Origin of the sequence: Pontimicrobium aquaticum (genome assembly GCF_005047595.1) — a bacterium.
Classification (GTDB): domain Bacteria; phylum Bacteroidota; class Bacteroidia; order Flavobacteriales; family Flavobacteriaceae; genus Pontimicrobium; species Pontimicrobium aquaticum.
The window spans coordinates 14805-39646 of the sequence record NZ_SUPL01000004.1; the positions used below are offsets into that span (position 1 = coordinate 14805).

The 24842-nt window shown below is 31.2% G+C and carries 25 protein-coding genes and 1 pseudogene; 21 read left to right on the plus strand and 5 right to left on the minus strand.

Going from position 1 to position 24842, the window contains the following annotated elements; all coding sequences use genetic code 11:
- The first annotated feature begins 13 nt into the window (after positions 1–13).
- The 5 genes and pseudogenes from E5167_RS07830 to ppsA all read left to right on the plus strand — a co-directional run bounded on the left by E5167_RS07830 (position 14) and on the right by ppsA (position 6668).
- The gene (locus tag E5167_RS07830) at positions 14–1897 is read left to right on the plus strand and encodes a PAS domain S-box protein (RefSeq protein WP_136842813.1); all 1884 of its coding nucleotides are present in this window, start codon (positions 14–16) and stop codon (positions 1895–1897) included.
- On the plus strand, positions 1894–2946 hold the full coding sequence (locus E5167_RS07835) for a response regulator (protein ID WP_136842815.1): 1053 nt from the start codon (positions 1894–1896) through the stop codon (positions 2944–2946). Before E5167_RS07830 ends, E5167_RS07835 begins: the two co-directional genes overlap by 4 nt.
- An 89-nt stretch (positions 2947–3035) precedes the next feature.
- The gene (locus tag E5167_RS07840; protein WP_136842818.1) at positions 3036–3884 is read left to right on the plus strand and encodes a universal stress protein; all 849 of its coding nucleotides are present in this window, start codon (positions 3036–3038) and stop codon (positions 3882–3884) included.
- A 3-nt stretch (positions 3885–3887) separates the two neighbouring features.
- Positions 3888–4274: a hypothetical protein gene (locus tag E5167_RS07845; protein WP_136842820.1), complete on the plus strand. Its 387-nt coding sequence runs from the start codon at positions 3888–3890 to the stop codon at positions 4272–4274.
- A gap of 12 nt (positions 4275–4286) precedes the next feature.
- Positions 4287–6668 (plus strand): annotated as a pseudogene (ppsA, locus tag E5167_RS07850) (phosphoenolpyruvate synthase).
- A gap of 799 nt (positions 6669–7467) precedes the next feature.
- Here ppsA and upp read toward each other — a convergent pair.
- The 5 genes from upp to E5167_RS07875 are packed head-to-tail and all read right to left on the minus strand — an operon-like array spanning position 7468 to position 10738.
- Entirely contained in the window at positions 7468–8121 is a 654-nt protein-coding gene (gene upp / locus E5167_RS07855; RefSeq protein ID WP_136842822.1) for a uracil phosphoribosyltransferase, read from the minus strand.
- Positions 8122–8144: 23 nt separating this feature from the next.
- Positions 8145–8789: a phosphoribosyltransferase gene (locus E5167_RS07860; RefSeq protein WP_136842824.1), complete on the minus strand. Its 645-nt coding sequence runs from the start codon at positions 8787–8789 to the stop codon at positions 8145–8147.
- 11 nt (positions 8790–8800) lie between these two features.
- On the minus strand, positions 8801–9448 hold the full coding sequence (locus E5167_RS07865; RefSeq protein ID WP_136842826.1) for a dienelactone hydrolase family protein: 648 nt from the start codon (positions 9446–9448) through the stop codon (positions 8801–8803).
- Positions 9449–9498: 50 nt separating this feature from the next.
- Entirely contained in the window at positions 9499–10260 is a 762-nt protein-coding gene (locus E5167_RS07870; protein WP_136842828.1) for an SDR family NAD(P)-dependent oxidoreductase, read from the minus strand.
- Between the two features lie 31 nt (positions 10261–10291).
- Positions 10292–10738, minus strand: coding sequence for a DUF2267 domain-containing protein (locus E5167_RS07875; protein ID WP_136842829.1), 447 nt, complete (start codon positions 10736–10738; stop codon positions 10292–10294).
- Positions 10739–10880: 142 nt separating this feature from the next.
- On the opposite strand from E5167_RS07875, the gene E5167_RS07880 reads away from it, so the two are divergent.
- From E5167_RS07880 to E5167_RS07955, 16 genes are all read left to right on the plus strand, one after another.
- Positions 10881–12599 (plus strand): adenosylcobalamin-dependent ribonucleoside-diphosphate reductase, encoded by a 1719-nt coding sequence (locus E5167_RS07880; RefSeq protein WP_136842830.1) that lies wholly within the window; start codon positions 10881–10883, stop codon positions 12597–12599.
- Between the two features lie 77 nt (positions 12600–12676).
- Entirely contained in the window at positions 12677–13525 is an 849-nt protein-coding gene (locus E5167_RS07885) for a universal stress protein (protein ID WP_136842832.1), read from the plus strand.
- A 25-nt stretch (positions 13526–13550) separates the two neighbouring features.
- A complete protein-coding gene (locus tag E5167_RS07890) occupies positions 13551–14393 on the plus strand; it encodes a universal stress protein (protein ID WP_136842834.1) in 843 nt (280 codons plus the stop codon).
- A 72-nt stretch (positions 14394–14465) separates the two neighbouring features.
- Positions 14466–15320: a universal stress protein gene (locus E5167_RS07895; RefSeq protein ID WP_136842836.1), complete on the plus strand. Its 855-nt coding sequence runs from the start codon at positions 14466–14468 to the stop codon at positions 15318–15320.
- Between the two features lie 12 nt (positions 15321–15332).
- Complete coding sequence (locus E5167_RS07900; RefSeq protein ID WP_136842838.1) at positions 15333–15740, plus strand: hypothetical protein; 408 nt, start codon at positions 15333–15335, stop codon at positions 15738–15740.
- Positions 15741–16157: 417 nt separating this feature from the next.
- Positions 16158–16652: an Hsp20/alpha crystallin family protein gene (locus E5167_RS07905; protein ID WP_239021964.1), complete on the plus strand. Its 495-nt coding sequence runs from the start codon at positions 16158–16160 to the stop codon at positions 16650–16652.
- 60 nt (positions 16653–16712) lie between these two features.
- Complete coding sequence (locus tag E5167_RS07910) at positions 16713–17162, plus strand: hypothetical protein (protein WP_136842839.1); 450 nt, start codon at positions 16713–16715, stop codon at positions 17160–17162.
- 81 nt (positions 17163–17243) lie between these two features.
- The gene (locus E5167_RS07915; protein ID WP_136842841.1) at positions 17244–17858 is read left to right on the plus strand and encodes a TetR/AcrR family transcriptional regulator; all 615 of its coding nucleotides are present in this window, start codon (positions 17244–17246) and stop codon (positions 17856–17858) included.
- 1 nt (position 17859) lies between these two features.
- Positions 17860–19110: a TolC family protein gene (locus tag E5167_RS07920; protein WP_136842843.1), complete on the plus strand. Its 1251-nt coding sequence runs from the start codon at positions 17860–17862 to the stop codon at positions 19108–19110.
- Positions 19111–19120: 10 nt separating this feature from the next.
- Positions 19121–20011, plus strand: a complete 891-nt coding sequence (locus E5167_RS07925; RefSeq protein ID WP_136842845.1) for an HlyD family secretion protein — start codon at positions 19121–19123, stop codon at positions 20009–20011.
- 11 nt (positions 20012–20022) lie between these two features.
- Positions 20023–20490 (plus strand): hypothetical protein, encoded by a 468-nt coding sequence (locus E5167_RS07930; protein ID WP_136842847.1) that lies wholly within the window; start codon positions 20023–20025, stop codon positions 20488–20490.
- A 21-nt stretch (positions 20491–20511) separates the two neighbouring features.
- A complete protein-coding gene (locus E5167_RS07935) occupies positions 20512–20970 on the plus strand; it encodes an OsmC family protein (protein ID WP_136842849.1) in 459 nt (152 codons plus the stop codon).
- A 6-nt stretch (positions 20971–20976) separates the two neighbouring features.
- Entirely contained in the window at positions 20977–21879 is a 903-nt protein-coding gene (locus tag E5167_RS07940) for an ABC transporter ATP-binding protein (protein ID WP_136842851.1), read from the plus strand.
- Entirely contained in the window at positions 21879–22607 is a 729-nt protein-coding gene (locus E5167_RS07945) for an ABC transporter ATP-binding protein (protein WP_136842853.1), read from the plus strand. The genes E5167_RS07940 and E5167_RS07945 overlap by 1 nt, the downstream gene beginning before the upstream one ends.
- Complete coding sequence (locus E5167_RS07950) at positions 22604–23710, plus strand: ABC transporter permease (protein ID WP_136842856.1); 1107 nt, start codon at positions 22604–22606, stop codon at positions 23708–23710. The genes E5167_RS07945 and E5167_RS07950 overlap by 4 nt, the downstream gene beginning before the upstream one ends.
- Entirely contained in the window at positions 23710–24831 is a 1122-nt protein-coding gene (locus tag E5167_RS07955; protein WP_136842858.1) for an ABC transporter permease, read from the plus strand. Before E5167_RS07950 ends, E5167_RS07955 begins: the two co-directional genes overlap by 1 nt.
- Positions 24832–24842: the final 11 nt, after the last annotated feature.

The following is a 24842-nucleotide window of genomic DNA, read 5'->3' on the forward strand; positions in this document are numbered from 1 at the left end:
GAACTAGATAATAATGTTTAAACAAGATCAAGAGATTTTCAATATTCTATTAGAAAGCATTTCTCAAGGCGTTATTATTGTTGATGAACATCAAACTATTATAGAGGTAAACAAATATGCTACTAAAATTTTTGGTTACTCACAAAAAGAATTAATTGGCCAACATCTAAATATTTTAATTCCAAAACAATACCATACAAACCATACTTCTCATTTTAAAAGTTTTATAAAAGATGGCAAACGTCGTGAAATGGGTAAACAAACTATGGATATTTATGGTGTCAAAAAAAGCGGAAGCTCTTTTCCGGTGAAGATTGAATTAAACCCTTTTTACATCTATAGAAAGCTATACACAATGGCTTTAATAAATGACCTTTCTGCAAAAAAGAAGATAAAAAAGAAACTCTTATTAAAAAAGAAAGCTCTAAAGTCTGCTAGTAATGGTATTATTATTACTGATGCTTTAAAAGCTGATAACCCTATTATTTATTTTAACCCTGCTTTTCAAAAATTAACTGGATATTCTAAAGAGGAAATATTACATAAAAACTGTAGGTTTTTACAAAAAGACGATAAGCAACAAAAAGCCATTACCAAACTTAAAAATGCTGTTAATAATGGTAAAAGTTGTAGAGCTACATTAAGAAACTATAAAAAAGATGGCACTCTATTTTGGAACGATTTACAAATAACACCTATAAAAAATAAGAAAGGTGTAGTTACACATTTTATTGGAATACTAAATGATATTACACGCACAAAAAGCATAGAAGAAGAAAGAAATCATCTAGCAAATATTTTTAATGAATCTTTAAATGAAATTCATGTTTTTGATGCTAAAACCTTAAAGTTTATTAATGTTAACTATGGCGCACAAAAAAGCCTTGGCTATACATTAGATGAATTTATTAATATGACACCAATAGATATAACTCCATTTAAGAATGAAGTTGAGCTTAGAAAGACTATTGATGTTTTACAAAAAAAGAATATAGAAAAATTAGAACTCGAAACTGTTCATTATAGAAAAGATGGCACCAAATATCCAGTAAAAACCCATTTACAATTATCAAAATTAGGTGATAGAGACGTTTACGTTGCTATTATTTTAGATATCACTGAGCAAAAAAAACATACAAACGAACTTGAGGAAACTGTTGCAAAACGCACCGAAGAGCTAAAAGCAGCATTGGCTGCAGAAAAAGAGCTCAACGAACTAAAAACAAAATTTTTATCGTTGGTTTCACATGAGTTTAAAACACCTTTAAGCGGCATTTTAACATCAACCATACTGCTGAGTAAATACACTCAAGAAGATCAGCAACATAAACGCGACAAACATATAAAAACCATTACCGACGAAGTACACCATTTAAACAATATACTTACCGATTTTCTTTCAATTGAAAGATTAGATAAAGGGAAATATAATTACAAATTTTCTACCTTTAAAGTTAGTAAGGTTATTAACGAAGTAATATATAACGCAAATATGCTGCTTAAAGAAGGTCAACATATTAATTATCCAAGTAATATAGATGAGCTTTCATTACATCAAGATGAAAAAGTTATCGAGTTGGCATTGTCCAATTTACTTCAAAATGCCATTAAATACTCTGATGAGAATACAGTTATAGACATTAATGTAACACAAACTAAAGACACTACTGTTTTTAAAATAAAAGATTATGGAATAGGTATTCCTTTAAAAGATCAAAAAAATATTTTTAATCGTTATTTTAGAGCAGAAAACGTACTACTAACTCAAGGAACAGGAATTGGGTTAAATATTGTAAAAGATCATCTAAATAATTTAAAAGGAGAAATTTATTTTGAAAGTATAGAGAACAAAGGTTCTACTTTCACAATTGAAATACCCAATATAGCAGACCAATGAAAACTATATTACTAATAGAAGACGATACAGTTTTAAGGGAAAACACTACCGAGTTATTAGAGCTTTCAAACTACAATGTAATTTCAGCCTCTAATGGTGAAATTGGTGTTAACAAGGCAAAACAATTGTTACCAGATATTATTGTATGTGATATTATGATGCCTGAATTAGATGGTTATGGTGTGCTTGATGCCTTATCAAAAAACAAAAACACAAAACATATTCCTTTTATTTTTCTATCGGCTAAAACTGAGCATCTAGACATAAGAAAAGGAATGAATTTAGGGGCAGACGATTATATTACAAAACCTTTTAGTGAAGACGAGTTAATTAGCGCCATAGAAAGTCGCTTAGCAAAAATAGCCATATTAAAAGATGAGTATGATGTTAATAATAGAATAATAGAAAGTGGTCAACATGAAATACAATCACTAAACGATTTTAAAAATTACATGTATGATAAAGGTGAAATTTTTAGATTTAAAGAAGAAGAAACTGTTTACAAAGAAGGTGAACACTCTAACTACATTTATTTAATCACAAAAGGTGTTGTTAAGTGCCATAATCTTGATGAACAGGGGAAAGAGCTTATAACTGGTTTGTATAAAGAAGATGATTTGTTTGGTTATATAAGTTTTACCGAAAACAATCTGTATCAAGAAACTGCAACTGCTATTAAAGATTTAGAAATGGTAGGTATTTTAAAACAAGAACTTAAAAATATTTTAGACACCAACCATAAAGTTACAATAGAATTAATACAATTATTAAGTAATGACCTCACTGGTATAAAAAATCAATTATTACAAATGGCTTATAGCTCGGTAAACAAAAAAACAGCTACCACCATTTTAAAATTTGCCGAAAAATTAAATCGAAAACCAGAAGATCCTATAAAGATATCACGTAGCGACTTGGCTAGTGTTGCCGGAATAGCTACCGAAACTTTTATTAGAACCATGTCCGATTTTAAAAAACAAGGTCTCATAGCTATTGAAGGTAGAAACATTAAAATTTTAGAGCTTCAAAAACTTAAAGATATCTACTAATTTATTTAGTAGAATAGAACCAATATGACGAATATCATTTTGTACAATACCTCTTGCCATTAAATTTGTAATACTTAAGAGGAATTATAATGAAGTCAATATTATTACCAACGGATTTTTCAGAAAACTCATGGAACGCCATACAATATGCACTTCGTTTTTTTGAAAAGTTCAACTGCCACTTTTACATATTACATGTTAATCGATTAAATAATTTAGCATCGGACACATCATATATAATTGCTCCTGAAGTAATAGAAGAAGTACAAACTAAATTAGCAAAAAAACAGTTGCGAGAATTTTTAAAGCGAATTTCAAAAGAATTACCACATAATAAAAAGCATAAATTCTATACGCTTACAGACTATAATTTTTTTATTGAATCCATTAGAAACCAAATAGAAGAAAAGAACATAGACATGATTGTCATAGGAACTAAAGGCGCTTCTGGATTAAAAAAATATATCATAGGGAGCAATACAGGTGATGTTATTACCAAAGTATCTTGTACTACGCTAGTAGTTCCCGAAAATGCTAAGTTCAATAATGTAAAAGAGATAGCTTTTCCAACAGATTTATCTATCTCGTATCCCATACAAACATTGGAGCCTATTTCGGAAGTTTTAGAAGAGTTTGACTCTTTTTTAAGAATTCTTCACATAAGTAAAAAGGAAGAAGATTTAAATATTGATCAAATAAAGTATAAAGAGTTATTGGAGGATTATTTTTTCAACAACAATTATAGCTTTCATTTTTTAACCAATGATGACATAGAAGATGCTGTACAATGTTTTGTACAAAGCAGAGATATAGATATGATTGCTATGGTAGCAAAAAACTTAAACTATTTTCAACGGATTTTATTTATGCCAACGGTTGAAGAAATAAGCTATCATACCGATGTACCATTTTTAGTATTACACGAACAACAAAATTAAATTATGGAAAATTCAATTTTTTTAGCCAAATTTTGGGGATGGTATCTTATCATTTTCTTTTTTATTTTAAGTTTCAACCCTAAACGAATAAAACAAATATTTGAAGATTTAAAAGATGAGAAATTTTTGATCATTTCATCTCTTGTCGCCATTATTGTAGGCTTATTAAATATATTATTTCACAATATATGGGAACCAAACTATAAGCTTATAATTACATTAATTGGATGGACATCCCTTTTTATAGGACTATCATTATTCATATTACCCAAGCAAACCATTTCATGGTTAAAATTTATTAATATAAAACTGGTTCAGGTTATTTATATGCTACTGTTTTTTATTGGGTTATTTCTTTTAAATGTAGCCTATAATATTTTGACTTATTAACTATAAAAAGTCATGCGGAAATTTATTAAAGTATTCAAAGAAATAACTATTAAAGATATTCATGAAGTTGGAGGCAAAAATGCATCTCTTGGCGAAATGTATAATAAATTAACATCACAAGGCATTAAAGTACCAGATGGTTTTGCTACAACATCTTATGCTTTTTGGACTTTTCTAGATGAAAATAATCTCACTAATAAATTAATTGAGTTACTCAAAAACCTCAATAGAGACACATATTCCAATCTTAATAACATAGGTACACAAGCACGAGAATTATTTTTGAATGCTAGCTTTTCGGAAAAATTTATAACTCAAATCAAAAAAGCTTATAAAGAACTTTCTGGTAAATGAAATATTGATGTTGCAGTACGTAGTAGTGCCACAGCCGAAGACCTCCCTGATGCCAGTTTTGCTGGTCAACATGAAACTTTTTTAAACATTAAAGGAGAAGATGCTTTATTGGATGCTGTAAAAAAATGCTTTGCTTCACTATACACTAACAGAGCAATAAAATATAGAGAAGAAAAAGGGTTCAAACATAGCGAAGTAGCACTTTCAGTTGGTGTACAAAAAATGGTTCGTGCAGATAAAGGTTGTTCAGGTGTTGGTTTTACTATTGATCCAGAATCTGGCTTTGAAAATGTAATGCTTTTTTCGGGTGTTTGGGGTTTAGGCGAAAATATTGTTCAAGGTACAGTAAACCCTGATGATTTTTATGTTTTTAAACCTACCTTAAAGCAAGGATATTTTCCATTGATTCAGAAAAAAATTGGCGATAAAAACAAAACCATGATTTATAACAAATCCAATGGTCATGATTCCACTATTAACATTGACACACCAAAAGTAAAACAAGAAGTGTTTGTTTTAAGTGATGATGAAGTTATTAAACTCTCGCAATGGGCTTTACTAATAGAAACCCACTATAAAAAACCAATGGATATTGAATGGGCAAAAGATGGAATAACCAATCAATTGTTTATAATTCAAGCACGACCAGAAACAGTACACCATTCAAAAAACAAAAGCGTATTAATTGAATACAAGTTAACTGAAAAAGGCAAAATATTAACCACTGGAAATGCTGTAGGAACTAAAATATCGGTTGGTAAGGCAAAGCTATTAACATCAACAAAAGATGCAGATAAATTACTGCCTGGAGATATTATAGTGACTGATACTATTAGTCCCGATTGGGATCCCATTTTAAAAAAATCAGGAGGCATTATCACCAATAAAGGAGGTAGAACAAGTCATGCAGCAATTGTTTCCAGAGAATTGGGAGTTCCTGCTATAGTTGGCTGTAACAATGCAACTGAAACAATTAAAAACGGAGAATTAATCACTTTAAACTGTGCTGAAGGTAAAATAGGATACATTTATGAAGGTAAACTTTCCTATGAAGAAAAAGCAATCGATTTTAGCAACATACCACTCCCAAAAACTGAAGCCAAATTAATTTTAGCAGATCCCGATAGAGCCTTTCAGCTGTCTTTTTATCCAAATAATGGTGTAGGCCTATTACGTATGGAATTTATTATTACACATTCGGTAAAAGTGCATCCAATGGCATTGGTTGAATTTAATAAAATAAAGGATGAAAAAGCAAAAGCAATCATTGAAGAACTTACAAAGGCATATAAAAACAAAGAGTACTATTTTATTGATAAGTTGTCTCAAGGTATCGCTACCATTGCTGCAGCTTTTTACCCTAAAGAAGTCATTGTACGTTTAAGCGATTTTAAAACCAACGAATATGCTAATCTTATTGGAGGGAAATTTTTTGAGCCTAAAGAAGAAAACCCAATGTTAGGTTTTAGAGGAGCAGCAAGATACTATAGTGAATCTTATATAAATGGTTTTAAACTGGAATGCGAAGCACTAAAAAAAGTGCGAAATGAAATGGGTCTGACTAATGTAAAAGTGATGGTGCCTTTTTGTAGAACGCTAGAAGAAGGTAAAAAAGTCATAGAGATAATGAAAAACAATGGACTCAAACAAGGTGACAAGGGTTTAGAGATTTATGTTATGATCGAAATTCCGAGTAATGTTATTTTAGCTGAAGAGTTTGCTGAAATTTTTGATGGCTTTTCTATTGGTTCTAACGATTTAACACAACTCACTTTAGGTGTTGACCGAGATTCACAATTAATGGCAAAACTTTTTGATGAAAATGATGCAGCAACAAAAAAAATGATTGCTATGGCTATAGAAAAAGCAAACAATACCAAAACCAAAATAGGATTGTGTGGTCAGGCACCAAGCGACTTTCCAGAATTTGCTTCTTTCTTGGTAGAAAAAGGAATTAACAGCATATCATTTAATCCAGATGCCTTATTACAAGGCATAGACAACATTAATAAAGCTGAAAATAAATTAGTTTCTGTTTAAAAAAAGACATTTTTTACGATTTATTTTTCTAAACTGATATATATCATTTTAAATCGAGGTAATATCATTTATATTAGTGTCATAATTAAAAAGTTCTTTAAAAACACTGATAAATTTTAAAAACATAGATCTATAAATCGTAAGACCTTATAGATCGTAATAGAGTTTAAAATTATTATTTTGTGATATTAATTTTTTGAGATGCCTTTAGCAATAAAGTTGTTTTGGATATTGATAAATTAGATAATGAAATTAAGCTCTTTAAGAGAAACAGGAAGTTTCGGCTTCCTGTTTCTTATAAAGCATACAGGTTAAACATTGAAAAATGCTTAATCTGTTATGAAGAGTTCAAAGCTATAGTTTGGCTTATGGTTCTAATGGTTTTTTAGTAATAAAGAGTTATTGGAAGTGCTATAGGAGGAATAATAAAATTGAGCTTTTCAAGAAAGCAGGAGGTTTCGGCTTCCTGCTTTTAAAAAGCATATAGGTTTTATCATTGTAAAATGATGAGGTCGAAACAAAACGTTCGAAGCTATTATTTAACAGGAAAACCATAATAGGTACTTTAGCAATAAAGTAAATATTATAGTGAATCGAAAGTTAGATAATAAAATTGAGAGTTTTGGAAAAACAGGAGGTTTCGGCTTCCTGTTTTTTATTTAAACATGGCTATTAATCAGTTTGTACAAGCATTATTTTTTAGGAAATATGTTATCTATAATGATTAAATTTTTTGCTTTTGTACAATAAAAAAAGGTAAGTGCAATACTTACCTTTTTTGTTCTATATAACTATTTGATTATAGTTTTAATCCGAAGGACAAATCACCTGCATCACCAAGCCCAGGAATTATATAACCCTTACTGCTTAATGTGTCGTCGATTGTGGCAATCCATAAATGTGTGTCTTCAGAAAAAATCTTTTTAACATATTCCACTCCAATTTTTGAACCAATAACCGAAACAATATGAATTTGTTTTGGAATACCATGTTTTTTTAAAGCACTATAAACGTTTTCCAGGGTTTTACCTGTAGCCAACATAGGATCTGTAAGCACTAACGTTTTATTCGTTAATGATGGAGCAGCTAAATATTTTACAATAACTTTAAAAGCATCTTGGTTATCCCTATGGTACCTATATGCCGAAATAAATGCATTTTCAGCCTTGTCATAATAATTTAAAAGCCCTTGATGCAAAGGCAAGCCTGCACGTAAAACAGAGCATAGTACAAGGTTGTTTTGAGGCATTAAAACCGTTTTGTGACCAAAAGGAGTTTTTACTTTTTTGTCTTTATAATTTAAAGTTTTGCTTAATTCATAACCAAGAACCTCTCCAATTCGCTCAATATTTTTTCGAAAGCGCATGGTATCTTTTTGGATGTTGACATCTCTTAATTCAGCTATAAACTGATTTAAAATTGAATTTTCTTTACTAAAATCATGAAGTATCATGGTATAATTAATTTAAACCTTTATTAATCCTTAATGGTCTTTTGGTTAGCTTCTTTTAATAATCTAATGACTTCACTATCATCAACTTGGTAAAATTCTTTATAGAATTGTCCAACAGCATGAAAATTAAAAGGTGTAAGCAAGCAAATAGTGTTATTTACCGACGACATATTTTTAATTTTGGCAATAACCGAAGGAGGGCCAACTGGTAAGGCTACAATTATTTGAGAAGGTTGTTGTTGGTGAATAAGGTTAATACTAGATATTAATGTTTGACCTGTAGCAACACCATCATCAACCAAAATTACTGTTTTGTTTTTCAAACTAGTAGGCGTGATTGAGCCATAATACATGTCTTGACGTTTTTTTAAAATATCTCGAATCCTACTGGTTTCGCTATCTATATAACTATTTGAAATATCTCTGGCATCTTCACTTAGTATAATGTCATTTAGGGTTACAGCACCAATTGCAAATTCTTTGTGAAGTGGATGCCCAATTTTTTTTGAAAGAACAATTTCTAAAGGGACGTTTAATTTTTTTGCAATAATATGTCCAATAGGTAAACCTCCTCTAGGAATAGTAACCACTATTGCCTTTTTATTGTTTTTATATTCTAACAATTTATTAGCGAGTTGTTCTCCTGCTTCAATTCTATCTTTAAACATCATATAATTTTTTATAAGATTAAATATGTGTCGAACCAATCGCTGGTTTCTTTTGCAACAAGATCCAGTTTACCAGGTTCTGAAAATAAATGAGTAGCACCTTCAATAATTTTTAATTCGCAAACTCCAGGAATGTTTGCTTGTGCCTTTTTATTTAACTCAATAACAACACCATCATTACTTCCAACTAATAAAAGTGTAGGTGTTTTAACTTGTCTTAAATAATTCATAGCAAGATCTGGCCTACCTCCTCTAGATACAACAGCAGAGATAGTTTTTCCTAATTTAGCAGCAGCACTAAGGGCAGATGCAGCGCCTGTACTTGCACCAAAATAACCTAGTGGTAATTGTTTAATATCTTTATTGTTTTTAACCCATTTGGTAACACTAACCAACCTATCTGTGAGGAGTTCTATATCAAACCTATTCTCATAAATAGCATCCTCTTGTGGTGTCAATAAGTCGAATAATAAGCTTGAAAATCCATTATGCAATAAAATATCGGCAACATAATTATTTCTTGAACTTAATCGACTACTACCACTGCCATGAGAAAACAAAATAAGACCTTTACTATTTTGTGCTTGTCTTAAATTTCCCTTTACGTGAATTACACCTATAGGAATATCAATTTCTTTATAAGTTTTTATTGTGTTCATTTTATAATTTGGTTTATGCCATCCAATAAATCTTAAAATATTTTAGCATATTATTTCACGTTCATTCCTCCATCAATTACATGCATGGCTCCAGTAATATAATTGCTCGCATCTGAAGCTAAAAACAAGGCTAACTGCGCAATTTCTTCAGATTCGGCATATCTTTTAAAGAGTATATCTGCTTCAAATTCTTTTTGTACGTCCTTGGCATGACCTGGTGAAATACTTTCTTCTATTGAGCGCATCATACGGTTATTTACTGGTCCAGGATGGATGGTATTAACTCTAATACTATGATTGGCATATTCGATTGCCGCAACTCTCATAATACCAACAACAGCATGCTTGCTCGCAACATAAGTGCCAAGGCCTGAAAAGCCTTTAATGCCTGCGACAGATGACGTTATCATCACACTTCCACCGTCGTTCATTTTTGGAATTACATATTTGCAACCCAACCAAACGCCCTTTACATTAACATCGATAACTTTATCAAAATCTGTTTCAGGGTATTCCTTGATAGGTTTTACTGGACCTTCTATTCCTGCATTATTAAAAAAGACATCAATGTTACCGAATTTTGTAAGTGTCGCTTCAGTATACTTTTTAGTGTCTTCAACTTTTGTAACATCTGCAACACAGTACGAAACATTTTCAGATTTTAACTCGCTAATAGCAGCTTTTAGTTTGTCTTCATTTCGAGCAACCAACATCACTTTAGCACCTTCGGCTAAAAAAAGTTTTGCAGTGGCTTTACCTATATCTCCTGAGCCTCCAGTAATGATTACACTTTTGTTTTTTAGAGTATTCATAGCTTTATTATTATTTGTTATTATAAATTGATTAAAACATAATATTATGGTATATCATAGATTTTAAATCTTTAGGAAGCTCGGATCTTATATCTTCCAGTTCACCTAAAGAGATGTATCTACGTAATAATATAAATGTTGTATCTATATAATTTTCTGCTAATTCATCAGACTCAAAATCGTGAATCGAGGTTAAACCACTATATTTCCTGCATAAATCAATAAATTCAGTCATATTTTTTACCTTTTCTCTTTTATGAGTTGTCCATCCATTTACATAAACTGCCTTTAAAAACATTGGAAACTGTGCAATAAGCTGTATCGATTCTTCAACTGATATTACCTCTCGCAAAGCGTGTAAAATAGCAGATAAAATACGTCCAGCTTTCTCTTTATCGGTAGCAAGATTCATTTCTTTTGAGTATTCCTTTAAAAAAGTATTTGCTTCTGCTGCAAATTGATTAAAATTAAGAGCCATGACAATATGTTTTTTTTGTGAGTTATAAAGTTGGTGACTACCAACAAGTTACCAAATGATATATATCAGTATTAATAAAGATTTATTAAATAAATTTGAGTTAGCAAAATTATAATCAGGAACAAACCCTCACCTTTACAATATGAATACCCTTTCTAATAATGCCATACAAATTTTAAAGGATCGCTATCTTATAAAAGATAAGGAAGGGAAATTGATAGAAACTCCGGAACAAATGTTTAGGCGTGTGGCAAAATTTGTAGCAAGTTGTGAAAATGAAAAAAGTACTTTTTACGAAAGAAATTTTTACTCCCTTATAAGTAATTTAAAGTTCCTCCCTAATTCACCAACACTTATAAATGCTGGCTGCAAAAATGGACAATTAAGCGCATGTTTTGCATTACCAATTACAGATAGTTTAGATAGTATTTTTACGTCTCTAAAAAATGCGGCATTAATACATCAAAGTGGTGGTGGTACTGGATTTAATTTCTCCAAACTTCGCCCCAAAAATGATTTGGTAAGCTCAAAAAGTAGCACATCGTCTGGTCCAGTGGCTTTTATGAAAATTTACGATACTGCTACAAAGTATGTAAAGCAAGGAGGAAAAAGACGAGGCGCAAATATGGGAATTCTAAATATAGACCATCCTGATATCGAGGAATTTATTTCGTCAAAGTCCAATAAAAAATCTATTGAGAATTTCAATATTTCGGTTGGTATTACTGATGCTTTTATGAATGCTGTCAATAATGATTTAGATTGGCAACTAATAAATCCACGAACAAAAAAAGTTGTTAAAACCTTAGCAGCACAATCACTTTGGAAGCTTATTGTTAAGAAGGCATGGCGTACTGGAGATCCTGGACTTGTTTTTTTAGATACAATTAATAAATCAAACCCAACACCAAATTTAGGAAGGCTAGAAACTACAAACCCTTGTGGCGAAGTACCTTTACTGGATTATGAGAGTTGCAATTTAGGGTCTATAAACCTATCTAAAATGATTGTATATAAAGCCAATCACTATTCTATAGATTGGGACACATTATCTAAAACAATTCATCTTGCCATTCGGTTTTTAGACAATATTATAACCTTAAACCATTACATATTACCAAAAATAAAAGCTATAACAACTTCTAACAGAAAAATTGGATTAGGAGTTATGGGTTGGGCAGAGTTATTGATTTTATTAGAAATTCCTTACACTTCAAAAGAAGCTTTGAACTTAGCGGAACAGTTAATGAAGTTTATTAAAACCGAAAGTTATAAAGCTTCAGAAAACCTTGCAAAAGAACGAGGTGTTTTTCCAGAATGGAAAAATAGCATTCATGTTCATAAAACTCAAATGCGAAATGCAACTTGTAATAGCATTGCGCCAACAGGAACTATATCTGTAATTGCTGATACCTCCTACTCAATTGAGCCCTTATTTGCTTTAGCATATAAACGTGTAGGTATTTTAAATAATCAAACTCAAACAGAAATAAATAAGTTGTTTGTTAAAAAAATGAAACAATTAAGTTTATGGAACTTAGAGCTTGAAAATACCGTTTTAAAAGCTGGAAGTATAAAGAATATAGATTCAATTTCAGAAGCAATAAAAGCCATTTTTAAAACGAGCTTGGAAATTCCATGGCAATATCATTTATTGCATCAACAAGCATTTCAAAAATATACCGATAATGCAGTTTCAAAAACTATTAATCTCCCAAGAAATACAACTAAAGAGGATGTTTCAAAAATTTATAAAACTGCTTGGGAATATAAACTTAAAGGTATTACCATTTATCGATATGGTAGTAAAAGCAACCAAGTACTTCAAAAATGTCATCTAAACTCAATTGAAGATTGTTAATGTAACCAATCTGATAAATATCATTGTTCACGTCTATTGCATGCTGTACTTTTAGATAACTAATAAACATTATAGCCATGAGAAAAATATTAGTTCCTATAGATTTTTCCGAAAATGCAATGAATGCCTTAAAGTATGCTTTAGAGTTATTTAAGTATGAACGTAGCGATTTTTTTATAATGCATGCATATCAAGATGAAATTTATGCTAATCCTTCCCTATTAAAAAAACAAACTCTCGATCAAGTTACACAAGAGGTTAGTAATAAGTCACAACAACAGCTGGAAGAAGCCTTAAACAAGGTAAAAGAAATATCTCCAAACCCAAGGCATGTATATAACATAATATCTGCTAACGAAATGCTTTTAGATGAAGCAGACAGAATTGTTGATGAAGAAAATATTGATATTATTGTTATGGGAACTCGTGGTGAAACCAATGATAAAAAATTAATTTTTGGCAGTCACACATTACAAGTTTTAAAGTATGTGCAATGTCCTGTTTTGGCTATCCCAGAAAATTACAAGTACACACAACCTAAACGTGTTTTGTTTCCTACTAATTACATGATTCCTTATAAACGTAGAGAACTTAAATTACTCTGCGAAATGGTAACTCCTTATAGAGCAACAATAGATATGCTTTACATTTCAAAGAACAGCAAGCTATCGTTAAGACAAGAAGATAATAAACAATTTATTAAAGAAGGCTTGTGTAAAAACATCTTAAACTTTTTAACAATTAATAAAAAAACGATAGCTAATACCATATATAAATACATCACAGAAAATAAGATGGATATGTTAGTAATGGTAAATACTAGGCAATCATTTCTAGAGAGTATTTTATTTCAATCTACAATAGATAATATCAGTTTGCATATCGATATTCCATTCTTAACATTACAAAATATTAGACGTAGTTAGTAACTAAAAATAAAATTAAGTCATCATGAAGAAAGTATTATTACCAACCGATTTTTCTGAAAACTCTTGGAATGCTATACAATATGCATTACAGTTATTTAAAGATCAAGAGTGTCATTTTGTGTTATTAAACACCTATACTCCTATAATTTATCAAGTTGAATACTGGCAACCTAGTTCGGCTCAATTAGGAATTGTAGATGCCTTAAAAAAAACATCAAAAAATAGATTGGATGAACTCCATGAAAAAATAATTTTAGGTTTTAAAGACCCTAAACATACATTCTCACAAATATCATCAATTAACAACCTTACATCCGAGATTGACAACCTTTATTCAAATAGCATCATGGATATTATTGTTATGGGAACCAAAGGAGCAAGTGGTGTTGCTGGCGTACTATTTGGCTCAAATACAATACATGTAATAAAAAATGCCAAATGTCCCGTTTTAGCAATTCCTTCAGGTTTTGATTTCGAAAATCCTCACGAAATACTCTTTCCAACAGACTATGAAATAGAATACAAAAACACGCAGCTAAATCCAATTATTGAGATTGCTAAAAAACATATATCAAGAATTAACATTTTACATGTGTTTGCTGGTAATGGTCTAACTAAAACGCAAGAAAAGAACAAGTCAATTTTAGAAACAAGTATGAAAGGAATAGCACATCTTTTTCACGATGTTAAAAATCAAAATGTACCTGAAGCAATTACAAATTTTCAATTAAAATCCCGTGTTAATTTATTGATAATGATAAATAACAAGCGTTCCTTTTTCGAAAACTTGTTTTTTAAATCAACCATTAACCACATTGGGTTTCATTTAAATATTCCATTTATGGTAATACCTTCAAGGAAATAAGCCTTAAACTGATTTATATCATTTCCATTTTATTGATCACACCTTATTTTTATATCTACAAATAATTGAATCATGAAGCGCAAAATTTTACTTCCTACCGATTTTTCCAACAACTCATGGTTGGCTATCAACTATGCCTTGCAATTATTTGAAAACGAAGCTTGTGATTTTTATTTGCTTAACGCTTTCTCTGGAACTAATAGTCTCATTGATAATATTATTAATATGGAATCGGGAGGTAATTTTTTTGAAGAAGCAAAAGAAGAATCTGAAGAAAATTTATCTAAATTACTAGATAAACTTATAATAAACAAACATGGCAACCCAAAACATAATTTCAAAACTATTTCGATGTATAATGAACCTATTGAAGCGTTTAAAGATGCTGTAGAACAGAAGGATATAGAAATGATTATTATGGGAACTAAAGGCAAAACAAGTAATAAAGGAACCGTATTTGGCAGTGTTGCAGTGAACACAATGGAAAAAATTCGAAATTGCCCTATCATTGTTGTTCCAGAAAAAGCTAAACATAGCTTGCCTAAAGAAATTGTGTTTCCTACTAGCTATAAAACACATTATAAAAGAAGAGAATTAAGCTACTTAACCGACATTGCTAAAAAATGTGATGCGACCATAGCAATACTTCACATTTCAGAAGAGAATGAATTAGATAACAACCAAAAAGAGCATAAACACATGCTTAAAGATATTTTTGAAGGTGTCAATTATACATTTCATTCATTATCAAATTATTCCGTAGAATCTGCTGTAAACATTTTTGTTGAAAGCAGGAATAGCGACATGGTAGCATTTATTAATAAAAAGCACAACTTTTTTGGAAGCATATTAACAAACCCAATGGTTAAAGGCATTGCGTTTCACTCTAAAGTACCAATTTTAGTTATGCATGATTTAAGAAATTAAAAACATTAGAAAATGAAAAAAACTGGCATTTGGTTAGATAAGGATAAAGCACTTATTATAACTCTAGAAAATGGTAAAGAAACATTAGATACTGTTATATCGAATGTAGAACATTACCGTACTCATGGTGGCTCTGGAACACGATTTAAAGGCGGCCCACAAGATGTTGTTCAGGACAGTAAATTCCTAGAACGTGAAAAACATCAACTAAAGCAATATTATCAATCATTAGCTTCACAAATTGATGATACTGATGCATTAGTCATTTTTGGTCCGGCAGACACCAATGAGAAATTCAGTAAAGAATTAAACAAAAGCTATAAGTCTTTAAGCTCCAAAATAAAAGGTGTAAGAAAAGCAGATAGTATGACAGAAAACCAAGCTAAAGCTTGGGTAAGAGACTTCTTTAAATCATATTAATTTATTAGTTAGTTGAAAACTGTCAAGACATTATGTTTTGGCAGTTTTCTTTAAAAAGAAGCTTATAGAATGTAAAAGCCTAAAAATTACAAAATCATCTAGCAAAATTCAAGATTTCCGTTAGATAAACTAAAAACTTCACTAAAAAGAACTGGAGCATATAAAAGAGTGTAAATCGAATTATTAATAAAGTAAATGACGAATTATACTAAGGCATAAAAATATACAAATTTTTAAAGCAAATAACTTCAATATTTGAAGATAGTAGGAAAACCTGAACACATTGTTAAAAACACATCATAATGTTAAAAACACATCATAATTTCACCTATCAAACTGATTTATATCATTTTATAAAATTGCCTTCGGTACTAAATTAGCATTACAATTTAATGTTTAATCTAAAAAAAATATATCATGACAACACTAGCAAAACGTAGAAACAGAAACAGACAATTATCTCCATTTAGAAGTAGATTAATGTCACCTTGGGAAAACAGACTATTTCCATCTAGTTTAGATGATTTTCAAAACCTTTTTAAATTTGATGATGTTTTTAATGGTGATTTTTTGGAAGAAGATAGCCTTATGCCATCAATGAATGTGAAGGAACACAAAAATGATTTTGAGATTGAATTTGCAGCACCAGGTTTTAATAAAAACGACTTTGAAGTTACCATAGATGGTAATGTACTTAACGTTGAAGGAAAAAAAAGTGATAAAAAAGAAGAAAACTATACTTGCAAAGAGTTTAGCTATAAATCATTTAAAAGATCTTCAACTTTACCAGAATCAATTGACTTAGATCAAGATGTAAAAGCAGTTTATAAAGATGGCATTCTAAAAATAAACTTAGAAAAAAAGCCTGAAGCTAAAAAATTGTCTACAAAAAAAGTAGTAAAGATTTCTTAACATTTAAAAAGAAGAAAGCAATTCTATGAATTGTTTTCTTCTTTATTTTAAACAAATATTATGAAAACAACACAAACTAGTACAAAATATGTTGAGTGGCTAAGTGCCGAAACAATGCATAAAAACTCAATTGAATGGTTGTCAGACTTAGAATTCATGAAAAATGAACAATTATTTTTTGATGACCTAATCAAGTCTTATACATTACAACTCATAGATTCAAAGCACTTTAAAGAGAGTAAGACAATAATTGATACATTAAGTAAGCTACAAAAAAAAACCGATTTACTTATTAAGTATGTAAAAACTCATAAAAACGATTTAAAAATTATGGTTGATGGTATAGATCAACCAAAAGAAGAAGCAGATTATAAGAATGAGCATCGTCGTTTAATTGTTGAAATTAATGACTTTATAATAGAGTATAGAGTATTAAAAACAACCCTTTTTAGCTTAATTAAAAGCATTAAAAAAGAAATAAAGCAAAGTCGTTTACTCAGCAATAAATAATATATTTTATTTCTTATAAATGACAAGTAAATAAATATTTTGTACATTTGTTAACCAAATGGTTAAACTAAATAGTTGGTTATGACGAAAACAAGAGACGAAAACACAGAAGGACAGATATTAAATGCAGCAAAAAGCATATTTCAATCTAAAGGTATGGATGGTGCGCGTATGCAGGAAATAGCTGATAAAGCTGGTATTAACAAGGCCATGCTTCACTATTATTTTAGAAGTAAACAATTGCTGTTTGAAGCAGTTTTTAAGAATGCATTCTCATTATTAGCACCTCAATTAAATGCGATTTTAAATGATGACTCCACTATTGAAGATAAGATTAAAAATTTCACTTCTAACTATATATCATTCATCATTAAGCATCCTTACTTACCAAATTTTATTATTCAAGAATTAAATAGGAATCAAGATTTTATTCTAAAGATTAAAGACAATAAAGGATTTCCCAACCTTGAAAAATTCAAGAAACAAGTTGATGAGGAAGCAAACAAAGGCATCATCAAACCTATAAGTGGTGAACAACTATTCATTAATATTTTGGCTCTTAATATTTTTCCATTTGTGGCAAAACCTTTGGTAATGGCATTTGCCAATGTTAGCGATAAAGCCTACAAACAACTTATGGAAAACCGTAAAACCGAAGTAGCCAATTTTATTATCAATGCTATAAAGCACACATAAAATGAAACGCTTAATACTCATTTTAATAAGCATAGCAACGTTTACAGGTTATGCGCAACAACGTATCACAATTGAAGAATGCTATAATTTGGCAATTCAAAACTATCCTTTAGCTAAGCAGTCACAACTCCTTGAAACACAGTATGAGTTGGATGCTGAAGTTATTTCTACTGCAAAATTACCACAGCTAAATTTAGATGCGCAAGCAACCTACCAATCAGATGTGATTGAAGTGCCTATTCCTAATTCCAATATTGAGCCATTAAATAAAGATCAATACCGCGCCACGTTATCGGCAAACCAATTGATTTATAATGGAGGCTTAACAGATGCGTCTTTGAACGTAAAATCTGCACAACTTAAAACCAAACAAAAACAGATTGAGGTTAGTTTGTATCAGCTAAAACAACAAATCAATCAACTGTATTTCTCTATTTTACTGGCTCAGGAATCAGAGTTGTTATTAAAAGCCAAACAAACACAGTTGGAAGCAAAGCTTAAAGAAGTGGTTTCTGGCATAAAATACGGTGTTATTTTACCCTCTTCAGATAAAGTATTGGAAGCTGAATTATTGAAAATTAGTCAACAATTTCAGGAACTAGATAGTAATAAGGCTGCACTTATAGAAACACTTTCAAGTTTAATCAAAAAACCATTGGAAGCTTCTACCCTATTTCAAAATCCGCTTATTGAAACTCAGTTGCAGAATGACTTAAACAGACCAGAATTGGAGTTGTTCCAACTTAAAAAAGAAGAAATATCACAATCAGAAACCTTAATCTCAAAACTAAATGCGCCAAAACTACTCGGTTTTGTAACAGGTGGTTATGGCAATCCTAGATTGAATATGCTAGATAATTCCTTTCAAGCTTTTTATACGGTTGGTGTTAAATTGAATTGGAATGTTTTTAACTGGAATTCAAAAAACAAGCAACGCAAATCATTAACCATTAATAAAGACATTATAGATACCGAAACCGAAGCGTTTAAACTTAACACCAACATTGAACTCAACAAACAGCAAAAGGAAATAGAGAAAATAGAAGGCTTTATCACATCAGATGAAGCTATCATTAATCTTAGAAAAGAAGTCTTACAAACCGCAGATTCACAACTTAAAAATGGTGTGATTACGTCTTCGGCTTATATTACAGAATTGACCAATTTATACGAAGACGAAAACACATTGGTAAGACATAAAATCCAGTTACAACTCGCAAAAGCAAATTACAATGTCATTAAAGGACAATAAATATAAACACATGAAAAACTACAACTATATATTAGGAATAAGTGCTATAGCAATAAGCTTGTTTTCCTGTAGCGATTCCAATGGAAAAGCAGATGGTTATGGAAATTTTGAAGCAACAGAAATAACAATTTCGGCTGAAAATAACGGAAAGTTAATGCAGTTTGATGTTAATGAAGGCGATGTTATTGAAAAAGACCTATTTATAGGTTATATCGATACCATTCCGTTGACATTAAAACGTGAGCAATTACAGGTATCTAAAGCTGTAATTAGCTCTAAATCTAAAGGTGTTTTGTCGCAAATATCTGTTTTAAATGCTAAATTAAAAACAGTCAACACCAACAAAACCAGAGTTGAAAACTTAATAAAAGACAATGCTGGAACACAAAAACAATTGGATGATATTGAGGGCGAAATAGACGTGATTAAAAATCAGATTAGAAGCGTGGAAATACAAAATGCTCCTGTGGTTAATGAGCTCAAATCTATTGATGTACAATTAAAGCAGATTGATGACCAGATACAGAAGAACAAAATCATAAATCCAACAAACGGAACAGTTTTAACCAAATATGCCGAACCTAACGAAATTACTGCTTTTGGAAAACCATTGTACAAAATAGCCAATTTAAACACCATGCAATTGCGTGTGTATGTGAGTGAAACCCAATTGGCAAATATAAAAATTGGTCAAGAGGTGACTGTGAAAATTGATGATGCTGATACTATGAAATCTTATAAAGGCACTATTTCATGGGTTGCATCTGAAGCCGAATTCACACCTAAAATCATTCAAACTAAAGAAGAACGTGTAGCCTTAGTTTATGCTGTAAAAATAGATGTTGTTAATGATGGAAGCTTAAAAATTGGCATGCCAGCAGAACTTTGGATAAACCTTTAATTTATTTCATTATGAAAAAATCAATAACCCTTATCATTTTAATATCAGCGTTGGTTATAAGTTGTAAAAACTCTGAAAAACAAGAAGACATAATTCCTTCAAAAGAAGTTTTACAAGAACAAACCGATCTTTTAAGCACCCAATGGATGAACGACATACAATTAAATAATGGTTCAAAGTGGGAAACTAACATTGAAACTACCGAAGGTGTAGAAAAAATGCAAGAGTTACTAAAAGCACAGTCAACGGCTTCAATTGACGATTATCATCAATTAGCAAACCAATTAAATGAAGTTAAAAACAAAGTAGTAAAAGAGTGTACTATGAAAGGTGCTTCACATGATAATCTGCACATTTGGTTGTATCCTTTAATAGAGAAAGTTTCCGCATTATCAAAAACCAATGACATTGATGAAGCTTCAAAAATAAAGCAGAGTATCATTGACAATGTAAATGCTTACACTACATATTTTCAATAACACCATCAAAAAATTAATTCAATGGACAAACATAGTTACAATGTCAACATAAGTTGGACACAAGACCGAAAAGGCATGATGTGTTCACCAGAACTTCAGAACAAACAGGTCAATGAAGCTAATTGCATAGAAGTTTCAACACCACCAGAGTTTGACAAAGGAATTCCTAACATTTGGACACCAGAACATCTATTTACTGCGGCTGTAAGTAGCTGTTTAATGACTACGTTTTTAGCAATTGCTGAGTATTCAAAGTTAGATTTCATCAGTTTTAAATGTAGATCAAAAGGCATTTTAGAGAAAGTAGATGGCAAATTTGTAATAAGCGAAGTACTGTTGTTTCCTGAAGTAGTTATTGCTGACGCATCTAAAACAGAGCGTACCGAACGCATTTTAGAAAAATCAGAAAAAGCCTGTTTAATCTCAAATTCCATTAATTCAAAAGTAACAATGGAGGCAAAAGTTATCGTTCAAAATTAAGGTTTGGTGAGTATTTCCGTAAAACATATTAGTAAATCCTACAAAAGTGTAAACGCTTTACAAGACATTTCTTTTGAAGTTAAAGAAGGAGAACTCTTTGGGCTAATTGGTCCTGATGGTGCTGGAAAAACTACGTTATTCAGGATTTTGACCACACTTTTATTTGCTGATGAAGGCACAGCAACCGTTGCTGGTTTTGATGTGGTTGCAGATTACAAAAGTATTAGAAACAGTGTTGGCTACATGCCTGGTAAATTTTCCCTCTATCAAGATTTAACCGTTGAAGAAAATCTGGATTTCTTCGCCACTATATTTGGAACAACTATTGAAGAAAACTACGATTTAATTAAAGATATCTACGTACAAATTGAACCTTTTAAAAACCGTCGTGCTGGGAAATTATCTGGTGGAATGAAACAAAAATTGGCCTTGAGTTGTGCCTTGATACACAAACCAAAAGTATTGTTTTTAGATGAGCCCACCACAGGAGTTGATCCTGTTTCAAGAAAGGAATTCTGGGACATGCTTAAACGCTTACAACAAAAAGGAATCACCATTTTGGTATCAACACCTTATATGGATGAAGCCGCTTTATGCGACAGAATTGCTCTAATTCAAGATGGGAAAATTTTAGAGATTGATACGCCTGAAGCGATTGTAAAGTACTATCCGAAACCAATTTATAACGTTCGTGCTAATAATATGTATCAGCTCATCAATAGCTTAAATGCCTATGAGCACAACCACAGCGTGTATCCTTTTGGCGAGTTTGTGCATTATACCGATAATAGAACAGACTTTAATCCAGACCATTTAAAAGCGTATTTAGAGAGCAGAAACTTATCAAACATACACATTGAAAAAACAATAGCCACTATTGAAGACACCTTTATGGAATTGGCAAAATAATGAACAACAACAAGGTCATACAAGTAGAAGGATTAACCAAAATGTTTGGTGATTTTACAGCAGTAAACGCCATTACGTTTGAGGTTGATAAAGGTGAAATATTTGGGTTTTTAGGTGCTAATGGCGCAGGAAAAACCACAGCAATGAAGATGCTTATTGGAATTTCAAACCCTACTTCTGGCAATGCCAACGTCGCTGGTTTTGATGTGTTTACACATACAGAAAACATCAAGAAGAATATTGGTTATATGAGTCAGAAATTCGCCTTGTATGACGATTTAACAGTTAGAGAAAACATTACGTTTTTTGGAGGTATCTATGGTTTATCCAGAAAACGCATCAAGGAAAAATCAGATGCTTTAATTGAAGAATTAGGCTTGCAAAATGTTGCTAACAAACTAGTTGGTGCATTGCCTTTAGGCTGGAAACAAAAACTATCCTTTTCGGTGTCCTTAATTCATGATCCTAAAATTGTGTTTTTAGATGAGCCAACAGGAGGCGTCGACCCCATTACCAGACGTCAGTTTTGGGAGTTGATTTACAAAGCTGCCAACCAAGGTACAACCGTTTTTGTAACCACGCATTATATGGATGAAGCGGAATATTGTGACCGAGTTTCTATTATGGTAAACGGAAAAATAGAAGCTTTAGATACACCCAAAAAACTGAAAGAACAGTTTAAGGCTGAAAATATGAACGATGTGTTTTTAAAACTAGCAAGAGGATGAAACGTTTTATAGGCTTCATAAAAAAAGAATTCTACCATATTTTTAGAGATAGACGCTCGTTGTTTATCCTCTTTGGGATGCCCATTGCTCAAATTTTACTCTTTGGTTTTGCTATCACTAATGAAATCAATAATGTGGATATTGCCATTTTAGACCATTCAAAAGACGCTACCACAACAGAAATTATCAATAAAATTTCAGCTTCAAAATATTTCAGCATCAAACAAATCATTGAAAAAGAAGCTGATATTGAATCCGTATTTCAAAAAGGTCATGTAAAAGCCGTTTTAAATTTTGAAAAAGATTTCAGTAAGAACCTTATCAAAGAACACAGAGCAACAGTACAAATTATTACAGATGCCACAGATCCGAACACCGCAAATACTATTAGTAACTACGTTAATGCCATTCTTCAACAGTATCAAAAAGATGTAAATAAAGACATCACTATAGTCTATCAAATCATTCCAGAAACACGTATGGTTTATAATCCGGAATTAAAAAGCGTGTATATGTTTGTTCCTGGTGTGATGACCATTATTTTAATGTTAGTCTCTGCAATGATGACTTCAATTTCTATTACTAGAGAAAAGGAATTAGGAACCATGGAAATACTTTTGGTATCGCCTTTAAAACCTTTTCAGGTGATTATTGGTAAAGTGTTTCCATATATTTTCCTCTCCATTATCAACGCTGTTGTGATTGTGATGTTAAGTGTTTTCATTTTTAAAATGCCTGTTGAAGGAAGCCTATTTTTATTAGCCTTGGAGAGTATTTTATTTATCATTTCAGCATTAGCCTTAGGGATTTTAATTTCAACCATTTCGGCTACACAACAAACCGCAATGATGATTTCACTAATGGGACTCATGCTTCCTGTGATATTATTATCAGGATTTATTTTCCCTATTTCCAGTATGCCGTTACCATTGCAAGTAATTAGCAATATCATTCCTGCTAAATGGTTTATCATCATTATTAAAGGTATTATGCTTAAAGGTGTAGGATTACAATTTATATGGAAAGAAACGATGATTTTATTGGGCATGACCGTGTTTTTTATTGCCTTAAGTGTGAAGAAATATAAAATAAGACTGGAGTAATGAAAACCATTCTATACATCATCCAAAAAGAGTTCAAGCAAATCTTTAGAAATAAAGGGATGCTTCCTATTATTTTTGTGTTACCACTACTCCAACTCGTCATTTTATCTAATGCAGCGACATTTGAGGTCAAGAATATCAAATTTGGGTATATCGATAACGACCATACATCAACATCAAGGGCATTGGTAGAACGATTTAATGCCTCAACGTATTTTAATGTCTTAACTGATTTTCCTTCGGAAGCCTTAGCAAGTTCAGCCATGTTAAAAGGTGAAGTAGATGTTGTTTTAGAAATTCCGCAGTATTTTGAACGCGATTTACAAAACGAAAAACACCACCGTTTAGGTGTAACCATTAATGCCATTGATGGTGCAGCTGCTGGTGTCATGAACGTTTATGTGTCACAAATTATTCAACGGTTTAATCAACATGTAAAAGTTGATTTACTGCAGCCTTCAGATCAACAAATACAAGCATCCAACATAGATACTATTCCGTTGTTTTGGTATAACGAAACGCTCAATTATAAAACCTTTATGGTTCCAGGCATATTAGTTTTATTGGTAACTATGATTACCTTGTTTTTATCAGGTATGAATATTGTTAGGGAAAAGGAAATTGGCACCTTAGAGCAAATCAACGTGACACCCATCAAGAAAAGCCAGTTTATTATAGGGAAACTCTTTCCGTTTTGGGTTATTGGTATGGGTTTATTAACCATAGGTTTAATTATTGCCAAACTCATATTTAATGTACCTATGGTTGGTAGCTTGCCACTTATGTATGTTTACACATCCATTTATATTTTGGTGGTTTTAGGGATTGGTTTATTCATTTCAAACTTTACGGAAACACAACAACAAGCCATGTTTATTGCTTGGTTTTTTACAGTGATTTTTATTTTAATGAGTGGTTTGTTCACACCTATTGAAAGCATGCCTAAATGGGCTCAAATGATTACTGAATTCAACCCAATCAAATATTTTGTTGAAGTGATGCGAATGGTGATGCTTAAAGGTTCTGGATTTATAGATATTCTTCCGCAGTTATTGAAAACCTTTTCATATGCTCTTATAATGAATGGATTGGCTGTTTGGAGTTATAAGAAAACGACTTAAAATGCATATAT